17 protein-coding genes, 2 tRNA genes and 3 pseudogenes are annotated in these 16,248 nt (G+C 26.6%); 12 read left to right on the top strand and 10 right to left on the bottom strand.

Features of this window, described 5'->3' with window-relative positions; all coding sequences use genetic code 11:
* Positions 1-6: 6 nt before the first annotated feature.
* Positions 7-82 (bottom strand) — tRNA-Pro (locus DJ007_RS03670).
* Between the two features lie 103 nt (positions 83-185).
* Between DJ007_RS03670 and DJ007_RS03665 the strand changes: the two genes are divergently transcribed.
* From DJ007_RS03665 to DJ007_RS03655, 3 genes are all read left to right on the top strand, one after another.
* Positions 186-1,121, top strand: a complete 936-nt coding sequence (locus DJ007_RS03665) for a heme NO-binding domain-containing protein (protein ID WP_129408382.1) — start codon at positions 186-188, stop codon at positions 1,119-1,121.
* 47 nt (positions 1,122-1,168) lie between these two features.
* Positions 1,169-1,999, top strand: a complete 831-nt coding sequence (locus DJ007_RS03660) for a methyl-accepting chemotaxis protein (protein ID WP_129408381.1) — start codon at positions 1,169-1,171, stop codon at positions 1,997-1,999.
* Between the two features lie 212 nt (positions 2,000-2,211).
* Positions 2,212-2,814: a hypothetical protein gene (locus tag DJ007_RS03655; RefSeq protein WP_129408380.1), complete on the top strand. Its 603-nt coding sequence runs from the start codon at positions 2,212-2,214 to the stop codon at positions 2,812-2,814.
* A 36-nt stretch (positions 2,815-2,850) separates the two neighbouring features.
* Here DJ007_RS03655 and DJ007_RS03650 read toward each other — a convergent pair whose 3' ends face one another.
* Positions 2,851-3,123, bottom strand: coding sequence for a stage V sporulation protein S (locus tag DJ007_RS03650; protein WP_014296869.1), 273 nt, complete (start codon positions 3,121-3,123; stop codon positions 2,851-2,853).
* A gap of 175 nt (positions 3,124-3,298) precedes the next feature.
* Here DJ007_RS03650 and DJ007_RS21005 point away from each other — a divergent pair.
* Together DJ007_RS21005 and DJ007_RS20730 are read left to right on the top strand one after the other, a co-directional pair.
* A pseudogene (locus tag DJ007_RS21005) lies at positions 3,299-3,430 on the top strand (IS1634 family transposase N-terminal domain-related protein); the annotation flags it as partial.
* Positions 3,404-4,928, top strand: a pseudogene (locus DJ007_RS20730) (IS1634 family transposase). The pseudogenes DJ007_RS21005 and DJ007_RS20730, both read left to right, overlap by 27 nt.
* Before the next feature lie 159 nt (positions 4,929-5,087).
* Here the strand turns inward: DJ007_RS20730 and DJ007_RS19675 are convergent.
* Positions 5,088-5,358: pseudogene (locus tag DJ007_RS19675) on the bottom strand (stage V sporulation protein S).
* 49 nt (positions 5,359-5,407) lie between these two features.
* Positions 5,408-5,482: transfer RNA gene (locus DJ007_RS03625), tRNA-Arg, on the bottom strand.
* Between the two features lie 116 nt (positions 5,483-5,598).
* Between DJ007_RS03625 and DJ007_RS03620 the strand changes: the two genes are divergently transcribed.
* The 7 genes from DJ007_RS03620 to DJ007_RS03595 all read left to right on the top strand — a co-directional run bounded on the left by DJ007_RS03620 (position 5,599) and on the right by DJ007_RS03595 (position 10,954).
* Positions 5,599-6,066, top strand: a complete 468-nt coding sequence (locus DJ007_RS03620; RefSeq protein WP_129408376.1) for a metallophosphoesterase family protein — start codon at positions 5,599-5,601, stop codon at positions 6,064-6,066.
* A gap of 79 nt (positions 6,067-6,145) precedes the next feature.
* Entirely contained in the window at positions 6,146-6,457 is a 312-nt protein-coding gene (locus DJ007_RS17040; RefSeq protein WP_240739245.1) for a hypothetical protein, read from the top strand.
* A 5-nt stretch (positions 6,458-6,462) separates the two neighbouring features.
* Entirely contained in the window at positions 6,463-7,026 is a 564-nt protein-coding gene (locus DJ007_RS17035) for a hypothetical protein (protein ID WP_240739244.1), read from the top strand.
* Positions 6,992-8,509, top strand: a complete 1,518-nt coding sequence (gene lnt, locus DJ007_RS03610) for an apolipoprotein N-acyltransferase (protein ID WP_165973988.1) — start codon at positions 6,992-6,994, stop codon at positions 8,507-8,509. The genes DJ007_RS17035 and lnt (DJ007_RS03610) overlap by 35 nt, the downstream gene beginning before the upstream one ends.
* Before the next feature lie 53 nt (positions 8,510-8,562).
* Positions 8,563-9,201: an MBL fold metallo-hydrolase gene (locus DJ007_RS03605; protein WP_165973987.1), complete on the top strand. Its 639-nt coding sequence runs from the start codon at positions 8,563-8,565 to the stop codon at positions 9,199-9,201.
* Positions 9,202-9,210: 9 nt separating this feature from the next.
* On the top strand, positions 9,211-10,035 hold the full coding sequence (locus DJ007_RS03600) for a DUF4382 domain-containing protein (protein WP_129408373.1): 825 nt from the start codon (positions 9,211-9,213) through the stop codon (positions 10,033-10,035).
* A gap of 28 nt (positions 10,036-10,063) precedes the next feature.
* Positions 10,064-10,954, top strand: a complete 891-nt coding sequence (locus DJ007_RS03595) for a bifunctional enoyl-CoA hydratase/phosphate acetyltransferase (protein WP_129408372.1) — start codon at positions 10,064-10,066, stop codon at positions 10,952-10,954.
* Positions 10,955-11,083: 129 nt separating this feature from the next.
* Here the strand turns inward: DJ007_RS03595 and DJ007_RS03590 are convergent, their stop codons facing one another.
* The 6 genes from DJ007_RS03590 to DJ007_RS03565 all read right to left on the bottom strand — a co-directional run bounded on the left by DJ007_RS03590 (position 11,084) and on the right by DJ007_RS03565 (position 16,248).
* Positions 11,084-12,322: a TolC family protein gene (locus tag DJ007_RS03590; RefSeq protein ID WP_129408371.1), complete on the bottom strand. Its 1,239-nt coding sequence runs from the start codon at positions 12,320-12,322 to the stop codon at positions 11,084-11,086.
* Positions 12,323-12,404: 82 nt separating this feature from the next.
* Positions 12,405-13,145 carry a hypothetical protein gene (locus tag DJ007_RS03585; protein WP_206076069.1) on the bottom strand — a complete coding sequence of 247 codons (741 nt, stop codon included), beginning with the start codon at positions 13,143-13,145 and terminating at the stop codon, positions 12,405-12,407.
* Positions 13,094-13,510, bottom strand: coding sequence for a hypothetical protein (locus tag DJ007_RS03580; RefSeq protein ID WP_129408369.1), 417 nt, complete (start codon positions 13,508-13,510; stop codon positions 13,094-13,096). The genes DJ007_RS03585 and DJ007_RS03580 overlap by 52 nt, the downstream gene beginning before the upstream one ends.
* Positions 13,494-14,255, bottom strand: a complete 762-nt coding sequence (locus tag DJ007_RS03575; protein ID WP_129408368.1) for a hypothetical protein — start codon at positions 14,253-14,255, stop codon at positions 13,494-13,496. Before DJ007_RS03575 ends, DJ007_RS03580 begins: the two co-directional genes overlap by 17 nt.
* Positions 14,256-14,386: 131 nt before the next feature.
* Positions 14,387-15,706 (bottom strand): apolipoprotein N-acyltransferase, encoded by a 1,320-nt coding sequence (gene lnt, locus DJ007_RS03570; RefSeq protein WP_129408367.1) that lies wholly within the window; start codon positions 15,704-15,706, stop codon positions 14,387-14,389.
* The gene (locus tag DJ007_RS03565) at positions 15,703-16,248 is read right to left on the bottom strand and encodes a cysteine peptidase family C39 domain-containing protein (protein WP_129408366.1); all 546 of its coding nucleotides are present in this window, start codon (positions 16,246-16,248) and stop codon (positions 15,703-15,705) included. The genes lnt (DJ007_RS03570) and DJ007_RS03565 overlap by 4 nt, the downstream gene beginning before the upstream one ends.

The raw sequence follows: 16,248 nt of genomic DNA, 5'->3' as shown, positions 1-16,248 counted from the left end.
TTGTAATGGTCGGGGAGACCGGAGTCGAACCGGCGACCTTCAAATCCCGAATTTGACACGCTACCATCTGCGCTACTCCCCGAATTCAAAAAATATTATATCACAAATTTTAATAAATGTGATATAATTTATGTTAGAATTAGAAAAATATAAAGATTAAATTACATCTTTAAAGAGGTGGAAAAATGAAAAAATTATTGGTTTTTACATGGATTGAAACATGGAAAAAAATATTTGGCGATGAAAAGATTAGTAAAATTTTAAAAGATAATAATGTTAACCCTGAAGAAAAAGGTTCACTCCTTGATGATTTTGACGAAACATTATTGGAGAAAATAATTAAAGAAATTTCAGAAAGTAATAATGTGTCAAGATCAGAAGTAATGAGAAAAACAGGAAGAGAAAATATAAATACATTTTCAAAATGGTATCCATTATTTTTTAAAAAACCAAGTGCATTATCTTTTTTAGCAGCTATGGATACAATACATATGTTATTGACAAGAAGATTGGGGATTTTACCACCTAGAATTATATATCAGCCAATAACCTCTACACAATCTTACTTGATTTATAAATCAAAAAGGGAATTTTCAGATTACTTTTTAGGTTTAATTGAAGGAGTGTCCGATTATTTTAATGAAAAAATTGATGTTGAAATTATAGAAAAAGGAAAAGATGGAGAGTTTAATTATTTAAAAGTAAAATTAACAGCGGAAAAACCATATGTGAAAATAGAAAAAATGAATTTTTTCAGGATTATTTCATTAGGAATGTTTAAATCAATGAAATATGTATTTATTATATTAATGCCAATTTTTATAATTCTAATTTCATGGTTATCCTTCACTTATATTGATAATAATATAATAGCAGCAATTATAACAGGAATAATTTATTTTGTTTTATCCGCTTTAGGTACCAGCGAATACAATAAAGGACATCGAGTTATTTTGGACATATTGAATAATTATAAAAAGAGAAACTTTGATTATCCTGTTAAATTTGAAGGAGCAAAAGAAGTAACAGAAATAACAGACGGTTTTTATGAATTAACTGATGAATTTAGAAAAATATTACTTGGAGTAACTGGAGATGTTCAGGAAATTGAAGGGCAGTAAATACAGTTAATGAATCTGCACATAATTTAAAAGAACTCATTGATACAATGCAGGATTTAGCTCAACAGGTTGCAGATACATCAATACAAATTAGTAATGATACAGAAAATGTTTCAGAAGCTGTAAATTCCAATGTTCAAACGTTGTCTGAAATAGTGGAGAGAGAATCTGAAATGGTTGAATCATTAAATGAAGCAGTAGATGCTATATTAAAATCTGCAAAAAATGTAGAAAAATCTTCTCAAGGTATTCTTGAAATGAGTGATAGATTTAAAGGATTAGTTAAACTTGGCGATAAATTGCAAAAAGAAGCTGAACAAATAAAAGAAATAGCTGCAACTGTTATGAGTATAGCAGAGCAAACGAACTTGTTGGCTTTAAATGCAGCAATAGAAGCTGCAAGAGCAGGTGAAAGTGGAAAAGGGTTTGCAGTAGTTGCAGATGAAATTAGAAAGTTAGCAGAAGAATCTAAAAATTCAGCTAATAATATATCAGAATTTTTAGCTTCTGTAACTAATGGTATAAATGAACTAACAGAAAAGCTAACCAATGAATTTGAAGAAATGAAAGGTCAATCTGACAATTTAAATAAAAGTTCAATGGAAAATAAAAAATCCAGTGAAGCAATTTCCATGATTTCCTCAGAAATTAATAATCTTATTGTAAAATTAAAGGATGAAGAAGAAAAATTGGAAGGAACAACGCAAAATATAGAAAGTTTATTGGCAATTTCAGAAGAAAGTGCAGCAACAGCTGAAGAAATAAGTGCATCAATTCAAAATTTCTTATTTAATACAAAAGATATTCTTACAGAAGTGGAAAAAATAGGTGGATATATAAATATCCTGTATGATAATTTTGAAGGAATAAATATTTAGAAGGGGATGGATATTATGGAAAATAAATATTTGGTATATCAATTAGCAGCCTATTTAGGAACACCATCATTTTATAATTTAATAGGGAATTACTAAAAAAAGAAACAAATAGTCAAAAAACACTTTTAGTTAGATCACAAAAGGGACAATGGATTATTTTAGATGCGAAAGGTTATAACCCTGAACGATTAACTTATGATACTTTTGAAGAGTTGCTATTAAAACTTGAAGATGTAAATGTACTTAAATTTCCTTTTAATACCTATATATTATTTGATGGAAATTTTGAGGATAAAAATATTATAAGAATTTTAAGTATGTTATTTGATAAGGAAGAAGAAATATATGAAAAATATAGGCTTGAGATGGTTGTAGATAGGCTTTCTTATCAATTGTCAGGAATCGAAAGCATTGTAAGGCTATTATCTAAAAAAATGAAAGAACAGGATTTTATGGAAACGTTGTTGAGTAGTATTTCTGAAATATTTTTCTCAACAGTTGGCTTATATTCAGTAGATAAAAAATTATTGAAAAAATTTGGGAAATTAAGCTTACCAGAGGAATTAGAATTATTTGATAATATGAGTGAAGGATTAATAAATGGAAAAACTTTTAACCTCTTTAATTTTACAGATGAACAAAAGGCTTATTATGAAGTATTTAATATTAAGTATATAGTTCCATATTCAAAAGAAGGAGTATTAAAATATATAGTTGCAATTTCAAGGGATACACCAATTGAGAAGGAAGAAATGGGTGTTTTTGATACAGTTCAAAAAATCACTCGATTTTATTATGAGGAAAATGCAATATAAATATATGTAAAAAATAAAAAGGGCATTATGCCCTTTTTATTTTCTTGGTTGAACAACAAATTTAATAGCTGTTCTTTCTTCACTATCGATTTTTACATCAACAAATGCAGGAATACAAACTAAATCAATTCCACTTGGTGCAACATAACCTCTTGCAATAGCAACAGCTTTAACAGCCTGATTTACAGCACCTGCCCCGATAGCTTGAATTTCTGCTTTCCCCTTTTCCCTAATAATTGCAGCTAATGCGCCAGCGATAGCTATAGGTTTTGAATTTGCAGCAACTTTCAATACTTCTACTTCTGCCATAAATTTTACCTCCTGCCTTTGACAGCAATTTGGCGATTTTAAGGGAAATGGAACGGTAGAATGCGGGTTTGAGGCGTGTATTTTTCAGGAAGTCGAAAAATTGTGTGGCTAACTTTTGTTACAGAGAATTAACTATAATTAGTAATATATTAGTCCTTTTGGTGGTATAATATATATGACAACCACTGAAAGGAGATGTTTTAAAATGTATCCTAAAATATCAAAAGTGAAAGGAAAAAGATATTTAAGGATAATGGAAAGCAAAAGAGAAAATGGAAAAGTGAAACAGCATACAGTAATAAATTTTGGAAATATAGATAAGTATAGTAAAAAAGATATAACAAAACTTGTAGATAGTCTTTTTAAAATATTTGAAATAGATGAATATGAAAAAATAGAAGATGATTTAATGGAAGAAATAGCAAGAAGAAATTACGGAGCCAAAGTAATAGTAAATAAGATATTTGAAAGATATGAGATGAAAAGATATTTTGAAAGACTGGATAAAGAAATAAAATACAATGCAGAAGAAATGTTAAAAATAATGGTGATGAATAGAATAGTAGAACCGAAGAGTAAATTGGGAATATTTAATAATTTAGAGTATTTTGGATATAACAAAGTGGAAGTTAAAAAAGAAAAAGACCTGGAAGAAAAAGATGTAATGTTGCACTGGTTATACAGAACATTGGATATATTAGCAGATAATAAAGAGTCGATAGAAAAACATATGTATAATCAAAGGATAAGTTTGTTTAATACAACGGTAGATTTAGTATTTTACGATGTAACAACATTAGCGTTTGAAACACAACAAACAAATGAAATATTACAAATGGGATATTCAAAGGATAAGAAATTTAATGAGTCGCAAGTAGTATTAGGGATGTCAATAGATCAGGATAGAATGCCAGTTAGTTTTGATATATATGCAGGAAATACATTTGAAGGGCATACATTTAAAGATTCAATAGAAAAAATGAAAAAAGAATATCAATTAGGAAAAGTAATAGTAGTAGCAGATAGAGGAATGATGAGTAAAAAAAATATAGAAGTAGTAGAAAATTCTAATTATGAATTCATAGTAGGAAAATCAATAAAACAGTTAAAAAAGTAAATATATTTGAAGGAGAATTCATAGAAATAGCAAAAGGAATAAAATATAGAGAAGTAGAATATGAAAATAAAAGATTACTCATAATATATTCAGAAGAAAGAGCCAAAAAGACAGAGCAGATAGACTACGATTAATAGAAAAAGCGAAAAAAATGTTAGAAGAAGGAAATATAGATTCAAAAAGTAAAAGAGGAGCGAAAAAATATTTAAAAGAACAGAACAAACAAAATTATATATTGGACATAGAAAAAATAGAAAATGATGAAAAATACGATGGATACTATGGAATAATAACAAACACAAAACTATCTCCAAAAGAAATATTAGAACAATATCATACATTATGGAAAGTAGAAGAAACATTCAGAACATTAAAAATTATCTTGAAACAAGACCGGTATTTCATTGGACACCGAAAAGAATAAAAGGACATATTGTAATGAGTTTCATATCTTACATAATTCAAAGAACATTAGAATTAGAACTGGAAAAAATAATATTGAATACTCTCATGAAAAAATAAGAGAAGCTATAAAAAAATGGAATACTCTGAAATAAGATTAAAAGACAAATTATTTGCATTAAGAGCCAATTTAAACGATTTTCAAAAAGCCATATTAAAAACATTAAAAATAGAAAAACCGAAAAAAATGATGGAATTAGATGAATTTAAAAAAATAATCTCCTAAAACACGCATGAAAAGCCAAAAAGGAGGAGGTGTGTGGCTAATTTCTCTTTTTATAAAAAGTTAACAATAGCTATTTTTTTGAATAATTCTACTTTTTAGAATTTTGTTGATAATAATAGTGTCAAACTCAGGAAAAATAAAAAGGGCATTATGCCCTTTTTATTTTCTTGGTTGAACAACAAATTTAATAGCTGTTCTTTCTTCACTATCGATTTTTACATCAACAAATGCAGGAATACAAACTAAATCAATTCCACTTGGTGCAACATAACCTCTTGCAATAGCAACAGCTTTAACAGCCTGATTTACAGCACCTGCCCGATAGCTTGAATTTCTGCTTTCCCTTTTCCCTAATAATTGCAGCTAATGCGCCAGCGATAGCTATAGGTTTTGAATTTGCAGCAACTTTCAATACTTCTACTTCTGCCATAAATTTTACCTCCTTTTTTTACTACTATTTCAGCATATATTGGTAGAATTGGCGCACCTGGAGGATTTGAACCCCAACCTGCGGATCCGAAGTCCGACGCTCTATCCAATTGAGCTACAGGTGCGTCTCAAAATATATTATACTTTAAAATTTAAATTTAATCAAGTCTTAAGTCAAAAAAATATCCACTTTAATATAAATTTTTTAATATAAATTTGGTATAATAAATTGGGTGATAATATGATAAAAGTACTTTTAATTTCTGATATACATATTCCAAGTAGAAATAGATATGATAATCTGGAAAAAATAAATTATTCACAATTAGATTATATCATAGCTACTGGAGATTTTATAGAAGAAGACGTAATATTTTACTTTAAATCTCAAAAACCTATATTTTATGGTGTTTTTGGAAATGCTGATGAATACGATATAAAATTTTCTTTACCAGAAAAAAGAATTATAAAATTGGGAAATTATAACATTGGTATAATACATGGTCATCAAGCTGGTTGGGGTGATCCATCAAAGTTAATTCATAGATTTAATAATATAGATATATTAATATATGGTCATTCACACAGGAAAGATGATAAAATAATAAATGGAATAAGATGTATTAACCCTGGTGCATTTTGTGAGGGGAAATATGCAATTTTAGAGATTGGGAGTGATTCGTTATCATTAAGATGGATGCAAGTTTAAATTTAAAAATCGAACAGATAAAAGCGGAAATAAAAACATAGTGAAAGATAATATATTATATGTGGCCTTTTCTGGTGGTATGGATAGTACCATTGCAGCATTTCTTGCAAAAGAAGCATTGGGACCAGAAAAGGTGAAACTTGTTAACGTATTATTTGGGCCTTTTGCATATTCTAAGAGTGTGGAATCAGTGCTTAAGACAGCTGAAGACCTTGGATTGGAAATATACTTTGCTGATAAGCATCAGTCACAATATGAGATTATGAAAAAAGGACCAAACTGTAATCAATGTACAAGAAAATTAAAAATGTCAGGTGTTCGTGACGTCGCTGGTGATTCATTAGTTGCTACTGGAGCCAATCAATCAGACTCCTGGGAAAAACATGTATAAAAGTAATGAATAATCTTTATTCCCCTATTATTGGTTTAACTAAAGAGGAGTTAAGGAAAATTGTAAAAATATATAATTTAAAGATAAGAAAAGTTGGTGAAAATGCTCACAGAGAAGGATGTAAACTGAAGCATTTGTTAAAATTATTGGTTAATATGGACTATCATGGAAGGGCTGTATCTTTTGCAAATGAAATAATTCATGATATATTGGACAGATATGATTATAAAAGAGAGATAGCTAATGTTAAAATTATAGGACCACTTTCAAAAAATATAGCCTTGATAAATATAAAACCATCCCCACCAAAAGAAATATATGATGAAATTATAGAAATACTCGAAAATGAAGAAAGTATTGATGAAGTGTATATTGTTGATAAACCAATAGAATTAACAATTAGTGCGAATCCTGGTATATATGGAAATGAAGAGTCAAGATATTGGATAGAAAAGGGAAGATTACAACCAGAATTTGCTGCACCATTAAAGGTGGTATGGAAAAAATCAAAAAATGAAAGATTGGCAACGTTTCATGCTGTTGATTTCCGTTTTCTTGATGAGGAGTGATAGTCTTGAATATATTATTGCCAGTTATTTCAGGGTTTTAACAGGACTTGCAATGCCTGGAAATCTTTTTTCATTTTTTATCTGGTTTTCAGTAGCACCATTTTTATACTCGTTTTCACATTCAAAAGGAACGTTTGAAAGGCTATTAAAGCTATTTTTATATAGCTATTCGTTAATGGTTACTACTCTGTGGTGGGAAATACCGGTATTATCTAAAAATATTCCAGAAGTAATAAATACATTTCCTGGCTATATAGGTTTCCTATCTTTTTTATTAATGGTATTAATTTTGACATTACCATATTATATCATCTGGTTTTTGGGAGAACTTTATTTCAGAAAATCAAGAGTAATAAATTTTAAATCGCTGGTATTTTTTTCGGTATTTTCATATGCAGCAGCAGAAATATTGAAGGAATTTGGGGATTTTGCTTTTACTGGCGGAAATTTATCAGATGCATTATATCAGCATATAGGTTTTTTGCAAATATTACCGTTTACAGGAACTATAGGTTTGACAATTTTAATTTTATTTGTCAATTCAATAATAGCCTTTGTTTCAGAGAGAGAAAGAGTAAAATATGCTGTAATAATAATTGGAAGTTTATATCTGGTAAATTTTGTAATATCAGAAAAACTTCCTTATGTAAAAATGAATGATAATGCTGTTAAAGTTAGTGTTTTTCAAACTAATGTGCCCCAGGAAGTAAAATATTCAGATAATACATGGAGTTCTTATGTTGAAATATCAAATTATCTTCAGGAACACAGTGAAAAATCTGATTTATTGATATTACCTGAAGCTGTATTTATAAGAGATATTAGGGACTCTGAAATATTTCGAATCATACAGGAAGCAGTGAAGATGTCTGATAAAAATTGGATAATAGGATTTCCAACTGTGAATAGTGAAAAAAGAGAATTTTATAATAGTGCCATATATTTAAATAAAAATGGTCAAATAGAAAAAATATATAATAAAATAAGATTAATGCCCTTTGCAGAATTTTTACCATATGAAAATATCTTTAAAATGTTTTCATTTTTTAAACTGGTGAATTATTATACTCCTGGAAAAGAGTATTCTGTTTTAGATTTAAATAATAAAAAATTTAGTGTTCAAATTTGTTTTGAAACTTATTTTCCTGAGATATCAAGAAATTTTGTAAAAAATGGAGCACAGTTTTTAGTTGCTATATCAAATGATGGTTGGTTTAGTCAGAAAACAGCATTAATACAACATTTTTCAAAGGCTGTATTTAGGGCAGTGGAAAATAGAAGAACATTTATTCAGGTATCAAATACTGGAATTACAGGAATTGTAGATAAATACGGTAGAATTGTTGAAACATTGCCAATAAAAGCATATGTTGGAGAAAAGTTTTCTGTTCCATTAGAAACAGAAGAAACGTTTTATACGAAATATGCTGATATAATTTTAGTGACTATATTAATACTAGCATTATTATTTAGTCTTATCTGATTTATAACAATTTGAAAGATGTGTTTTAATTTAAATTACAAGGGGGTGAAATGATGAAAATTAGATGGTTTGGACATTCTTGTTTTGGAATTGAATATTTAAATGTTAAAATATTAACAGACCCGTTTAATGAAACCGTTGGTTATCCATTACCAGATTATCAACCGGATATAATAACAGAAAGTCATCAGCATTTTGATCATAATGCACATCATTTAATTAAAGGAAATTATATACTTATTAACACTCCTGGGAATCATTTATCAAAAGGAATAAAAATAACAGGATTTAAGACATATCATGATAGGGTAAAAGGTCATGAAAGAGGCGAAAATATAATATTTAAATTTAGGTTTTCTGATGGGTTGACAATTGCACATTTTGGAGATTTAGGGCATATACTGGATAAAAAAATGATAGAAGAATTAAAGGATATAAATATTATAATGATTCCAGTAGGAGGATATTATACAATAGATGCAAACGAAGCAAAAAAAATAATAGATATAATAAATCCCGAAATTGTTATACCAATGCATTTTAAAACAAAATATGTGAACTTTCCAATAAGTCCAGTAGAAAATTTTATTAAATTAATGATGAGAACAGTAAATAATGTTGGAAAAGAATATACAATAAGCAAGAAAGAAATAAGCATATCAGATTCTAAAATATTATTGTTTAATATTTGAGGTGTAAATATGAAAAGAATATTATCAGAAATATTTATATTAATTTCGCTTTTAATTTTGTTAATATCGTGTAATCCAATAGATAATAATAATTTAGAGAATTCAACTATAACTTTTTATTTAACGGATTCACCAAAAACAGATATTCAAAAAGCAGAGTTAAATATTAAAGAAATAAAATATACTTCAGATTCTACAGAAATTATACTTCTTTCAAATCAAACTGAAGATTTTTTACAACTTGCTGGAGTTTTAAAGAAAATAAAAGATATAAAGGTTTTTGATGAAAGTACATTAAAAAATTCAAAAATCGAAATAACACTCGATTCAACAATAGATATTGGAAATAAAAAAATATCTGTTGTTTCTACAAACGTCGCACTTGAATTGGATACATCAGAATTTAATCTAAATAGGGATTATAATATAATAATTGATCTTGATTTAGGTATGTCTATGAGTAGTGATAATGAATTTAATCCAACATTTAAATCATGGATGGTTGCAGATACTTCTGCTGATTACATAACCTTTTATGGACATGTATATGATGATAAAATAACAGAAACACCAAAGTCACACTATACAGTTTTAATTACTGATACTGATTATTCAACTATATTATATACAACACTAACCAATAATGAAGGTATGTATAGGTTTAACATGATTAAACTTGATTTAACGAAAAATTATAAAATTTCAGTAGCTTCTCCAGAGAGTGATTTTAATGATGAAAATATTAAAGATTTTAGTTCTTATATAATTACAGGTGGTTCAACAGATTTGGTTATTACCAGGGAAGAAATAGATTTATATATAGGAGATCAATAATTATAAATATATTCAAAGGGGAATTAAGTTGAAAACATTAAAAGATGTAATAGAAAAGGCAAAAATTGTAAGCAAAAAAAGGGTTGTAGTTGTTGGTGCAGAAGATAAAGAAGCATTAAAAGCAGTATCAGAAGCATATGATGAAGGTTTTGTAGAACCTATATTGGTCGGTAAAAAAGAAGTAATAGAAGAAAATTTAAAAGAGTTAGGAAAAGAATTTGATATTATAGATACAAAAACAGAAGTAGAAGCTGCTGAACAGGGAGTAAGATTGGTATCTTCAGGTGCAGCAGATATTGTTATGAAAGGGCTAATAAAAACATCAAAATTATTAAAAGCTGTTTTAAATAAAGAATGGGGATTAAGAACAGGTAGTGTCTTAAGTCACGTTGCATTAGTAGAAACAGAAGCTTTAGATACCTTAAAATTAGTAACTGATGGTGGAATGATTATAAAACCAACATTGGATCAAAAGGTTGCTATAATAAATAATGCTGTGGAATTGGCACATTCTATGGGTATAGAAAATCCTAAGGTTGCATTATTAGCAGCTGTTGAAGTAGTAAATCCAGATATGCCAGAAACAATGGAAGCAGCAATAATAACACAAATGAATAAAAGAGGTCAAATAAAAGGATGTACTGTAGATGGCCCTTTAGCTTTAGACAACGCTTTAAGTGAGATGGCAGCAAAAATAAAGAAAATAAAAAGTGAAGTAGCAGGACATGCTGATATTTTAGTAGTTCCAGATATACATGCTGGAAATGTATTGGGTAAATCTGCGGTTTATCTTGCAAATGGAAAGATTGCAGGGTTAGTATTAGGTGCTAAAGCTCCAATTGTTATTGTTTCAAGGGCAGATACAGCAGAATCAAAACTCGCATCTCTTGCTCTTGCAGTATTAAAAGCAGAAAAGTGAAAAGATATCTCTAAAAACCTTAAATACTTTGGTGTGACTATAAAGAAATACCCCTTTCCTGATATGATAAAATAAAACCAGGAAGGGGTTTTTTAATTATAAAAAAAGGACCATTATTTTTTCTGTATCTCAAGGGAGGTTGTTTGGGTTTTTTATTTGGGTATAAGTTTCAAGAAATTCTTCGATTTTTAAATTGTAGTATATAATTTTCATTTTTCTTTCTAATTGTATTTTTTCTATTTGATATTCTTTCTCAAATTTATCCCACTCTGATTTTATATTTTTTATTTCTTCTTTAAGTATTTTTATCTGAATTTCATTAAGCGATAGTTCATTTTCTATTTTTAGTATTTCATTTTTCAAATTTTCTCTTGAATTTATAATTTTAGAAATAGTATTTTGAAGATTGTCTTCACTTGAATTTTCATAATCATCTTTATTATTAAAAAGATATGGATTTATAGAGCCATTAAAGTTTATATAATCCATATTATAACTCCCATTACTGGATATTTTTAAATATGGTATATTTTCTGATAGGTTAAAGTTCAATGATATTGAGAAGTTATTATTTAAAATATCATATCCTCCACTTAAATTAACATTAAAATAATTGCTGGATCTTAATTTTTTTTCCAGATTATTTTGTTGTTGTGTAATATAACTTATTTTGTATTCTAAAAAACTTTCTACTGGTTTATATTGTACATTTTCTATAATTCCATGAAATTTTTTTAAATTATAATATTTTTCTGGATATTTTAATTTAAATTCCTTCTGTGTTTCTAAATTTAAATTTTTTATAAGCATATTTTTGTAATTATATAATGATTCATAGTTTTCTTGTAATGATAGTTCTAATTTCTTTTTTGTCAGATATTTTTTTAAATCTTCTATTTCAGTAGTTGTTAGAATATTGTTTAATTTACTATATTCTTTTTCCAAAAATTCTATATAATTCTGAAGGTAATAGGCGTTATAAAAGATACTTTTAAAATATGAAATATTATTTTTTTTAACATTTTCCTCATTCAAATTTGCTATTTGCTTATTTAATTTATTCATTTGTGTTTTATCAAGAAAATCAGCTCTAAATATACTCCATGAGAAATCTATTGATGAAGTATTTAAATTTACTCCACTTATTTTATCCCCATTAAAACCAAAATTATATGAGATATATGGTAAAAAATCACTATATTTTTCTAGAATATTTTCATTTTTTATTTCATGATTTGAGTTTAAGATTGAGACATAATATTTATATGCATCTTCATAATTCAAAAAAATATTTTTAATGTTATTTTCACCATACACAATAATAAATATTCCAAAAATAGTTAATAGTAAAACAAAAATTTTTTTCATCTCTTCCTCCTAACTCTACTTCTATCATCTTATTTCAAATAATTAAACATATAAAAAACATCTTTTCTAAATTTTCCCCTTATTAAAATTCTTTAAAAATTTTCAACTTATTATATGTTTTTATATAAATATATTCATTATTGAATAATTTTCTTACTTTAATATCACTGAAACGGTAATATGCATTATTTTTCTCATTATTAATGTTAAATAATGTTTTATGATCGTTTATATCAATTTTTAAGCTTTGCAAATATGAATTTGAATCATTTGATGATATTGTAAGTAAATAAATATAATTTTTTAATAAAGCAGCTGTAGGATAAAACTCCCTATCTTTCATTTTTATTTCAAATAACTTATTACCTTTTAAATTATATATTTCTACTGTATTAAAAATATAATCATTTTTTGAATTTGGATCTTTAAAAAGAGCAATAAATATTTCACCCTTCTCATCTTCTAATAATAAAGGATATTCATTATTATCTGCATTTATATTATATTTATTTGATAATGAATATATTTTTCCACCAAAAAATTTTTCCTTTTTCCCAGAATAGGAATATATTTTAACACCAGATATATCCCTAACAATTATATTTTCATTATTATCAATGATTATCTGATTCCCGTGATTATATGGAATAAAATACGTGCCATTTTCATATTCATTTTTTATTTTTTTGATAATTGAATTAGCAACATCTTCAAATATATAAAAGTCGCTAAATTTAAAATTTTGATTAAATACTATAATACCACCAAATGTCAAAAAATATATCTTATCTTTTTTGCATAAACATCTAAAATATCCATCCATGGAGGAAATGGAGCTGGAACCAAAGTATTTAATTTTATCTTTTTTACCGTATTTTCTAATATATCAATTTTATACACAGTAACATTTGCATTATTAAATTTATTTAAATTCTTAAACACATATATAATGTTGCCTTTTTCATTTGTTGTCCATTGAAAATCAAAATCATTTTTCCAGGAGTTTTTTGGTAAGGATAAAACTATATGATTGTTTTTATACTGATATTCTTTATTGAAAGATATTGTTAAAATATAATCAAAACTAAATTGTTTTATTTCACTTGAAAAAACTTTAGGAATACATGTAATCAATAAAAAAGAGAAGATAATTATTTTTTTTATTGTTGAATTACTTATAACTTTCATCTTTACCACCACTTAATATTTTTTTAACAAATACTTTAGAGTTTGATGAAAAGCCTAAATCAGTTCTTGATACATAAAGATTATAATTATAAACGTCTCCACCAGGATTGTTTATAGTGTTTCCCGTAATAAATAAAGGTCTCCAAACGAGTCTTTCGGGACCAATAGCAATATAATTTTTATTTTCATATGTATTATATTGTCTAATTAAAGTCATTCCATCGTATACACTAAATCTTCTTTTTATACTAATAGTTCCTTTTTCGATTTTTCCTTCTTCAATTGAACACACTATTCCTTTATGATATTCTGGAAAAGTAAATGATAAAGTATATGTTTTACTTTTTGAATATGAAGCTCCAACATTTACAGAAACGATATCTTTGAGTTTTGGGAGGGAAAGATTAATAGAACCACTAGCTCTCCAATTTACAGTATCAGAAACACTGTAATTTCCTGGTAAAGGACCCGTATCCATCCAACCGGTATTTGAGGTTTTTATTATTTTATTATAAGAGTAAATGTCATAGTAAATTCTCTTAACCCATTCTCCCTCAATTTCTTTTCTTGTAGAACTACCTCCACTATTACCACCACCATTATTACTACCAGCACCAATAATGTTTTTCATTTCATCATCAGTCAAAACTCTTACATTAATAACTTTTGAATTAGCAAAGAGGTTTACAGGTATCATATTTACAAATATCATCAACAAAATAGCATATACTACTATCTTTTTCATTCTCCATCCTCCCATCATTTTTTATTTTCTTTTTACAACAAATAGCGCGCTATTGTTGATTAATATCATTATTGTTATTATAAATATAATATAATATATGTTTTCTCCATATACAGAATAAAATGTTTTATTTAATTTTTTATTGGCATTTCATAATTAATAATTTTTCTTTCATACAATTTTGATGATTTTAATATTTTTCCATCAGGAGAAATTATCTGTGATATTCCTGAATTTGTTGCCTGAATTACATATATATTATTTTCTGCTGCTCGGAATACTCCATGTGCTGATATTAAATACGGTACTATACTATAACCAAACATCCCATTATTACTTGCTATTATTATTACACCAGCACCTTGTTTTTTCAGTTCGGTTGTTATTTTTGGAAATATTACTTCAAAACATATTTCAACCCCTGCTTTTATTCCATCTATATTAATGATTTTTAATTTTTTTCCATTTTCAAATACTTTTTCATAATATGGTACAAGCTTATTTTTATAATATTTTCCTATTATTTTTCCATTCTTTGAAATGAAGAATATGGAATTATATTCTTTATCTTGTAGGGTTAAATCTGGTGTTCCTATTATTAGATTAATCCTGTATTTTTTCGCAAAATCTAATATTTCATTTCTATAATCAGGTAGTCGCATCATCCATCTATGAACTGCAGTTTCTGGCCAGATTATTATATGTGGCGAATATTCTTTTATGCTTTTCAATGAAAGATTTATGTATTTTTTGAATATCTCATAACTTAATTTATTGTTATTTTGGGCAAGTTCATATTCATTTGAAGATATATTTCCCTGTATTATTGCGATTTTTATTTTTTCTTGATTAGTTTTTTCTATATCTTTTTGTGAAAAAAAGCTTATATTAAGCAAGAGGAAAATCAACAAAGAAATTATCAAAAACATTTTATATTTTTTATTTTTTAAAAGATAATATAACCAATAATTTATTGCTATTATAATAAAAGATAATCCTATCATTCCTATATATTTTGAGAAAAACAGAAATATTCCTATATTATATAACGCTATACCAGGATGAGGTGTAAATCCATAAAATATTTTACTTGCAAAGTACTCCTCAAATAACCAGAATGAAGATATCAAAAATACTTTCTGATATGTTTTATATTTATAATTCTCTATTTTTTTTACAAATATTCCAAAGAAATAAAAAAGTGTTGTTATTATTAAAACAAAAAATAGGAACCCAGCCAGTTTATACTTTAATTCTATTTGCGATGTAAAAATAAATGAAGAGTTTATTATTGATACTAATACAGAAAATAATAATATCTTTCTTTTTTGAATCCGATTATTTATATAATAAAAAAATGGAATAAATGCATAAAAAATAAAGAAAACCGTTTTGAATGGTGGATTTGAAAAGTAAAAGAGCAACCCTGTAGCAAGAGATAACATTTTCATTCTCCTTCTAATTTCATCGTTTTAATTTTAAAGTATATACCTTTCCATACTTTTAAAAAATCAGAATAATGTACTTTTATATAACCAATCTGAGGATCAAAGGCATATATATTATTACTTTTAATATTTTCTATAACAATGTAGTGGTTATTATTTATGTATGCTATAACAGGTTTTCTTATGCTTTTTAAACTTTCAAAATCACCTTTTAATCCAATTCCTTCAAATCCTATCATTTCTACAGCTTTTTTTAATCCAGAAAGTGTTGTACCTTTTTGTTCTGTTCCTGCAATTAAAGATATTGTACTTTCGGAAATGTCATATCCATATAGAAATAACAAATATCTTAAAGCTGCTGGACCGCATGTGTATTCTTTACTCTGTAAGAACTCCTTTTCAATATTTAAATTTTTACTATGTTTATAAAATATATCAGGATTAGGAACATTATTGTTATTTAAATTCGAAATATAAAAAGTGGTTAAAATATTCAACAGCAACATTGTTAATAAAATTACAAATAAGATAAAAAATTTTCTCAT

It is taken from the genome of Marinitoga lauensis (assembly GCF_004135675.1).
GTDB classification, from domain to species: domain Bacteria; phylum Thermotogota; class Thermotogae; order Petrotogales; family Petrotogaceae; genus Marinitoga; species Marinitoga lauensis.
The sequence above is the reverse complement of the archived record's forward strand: the minus strand, read 5'-3'. Positions and strand labels throughout refer to the sequence as shown.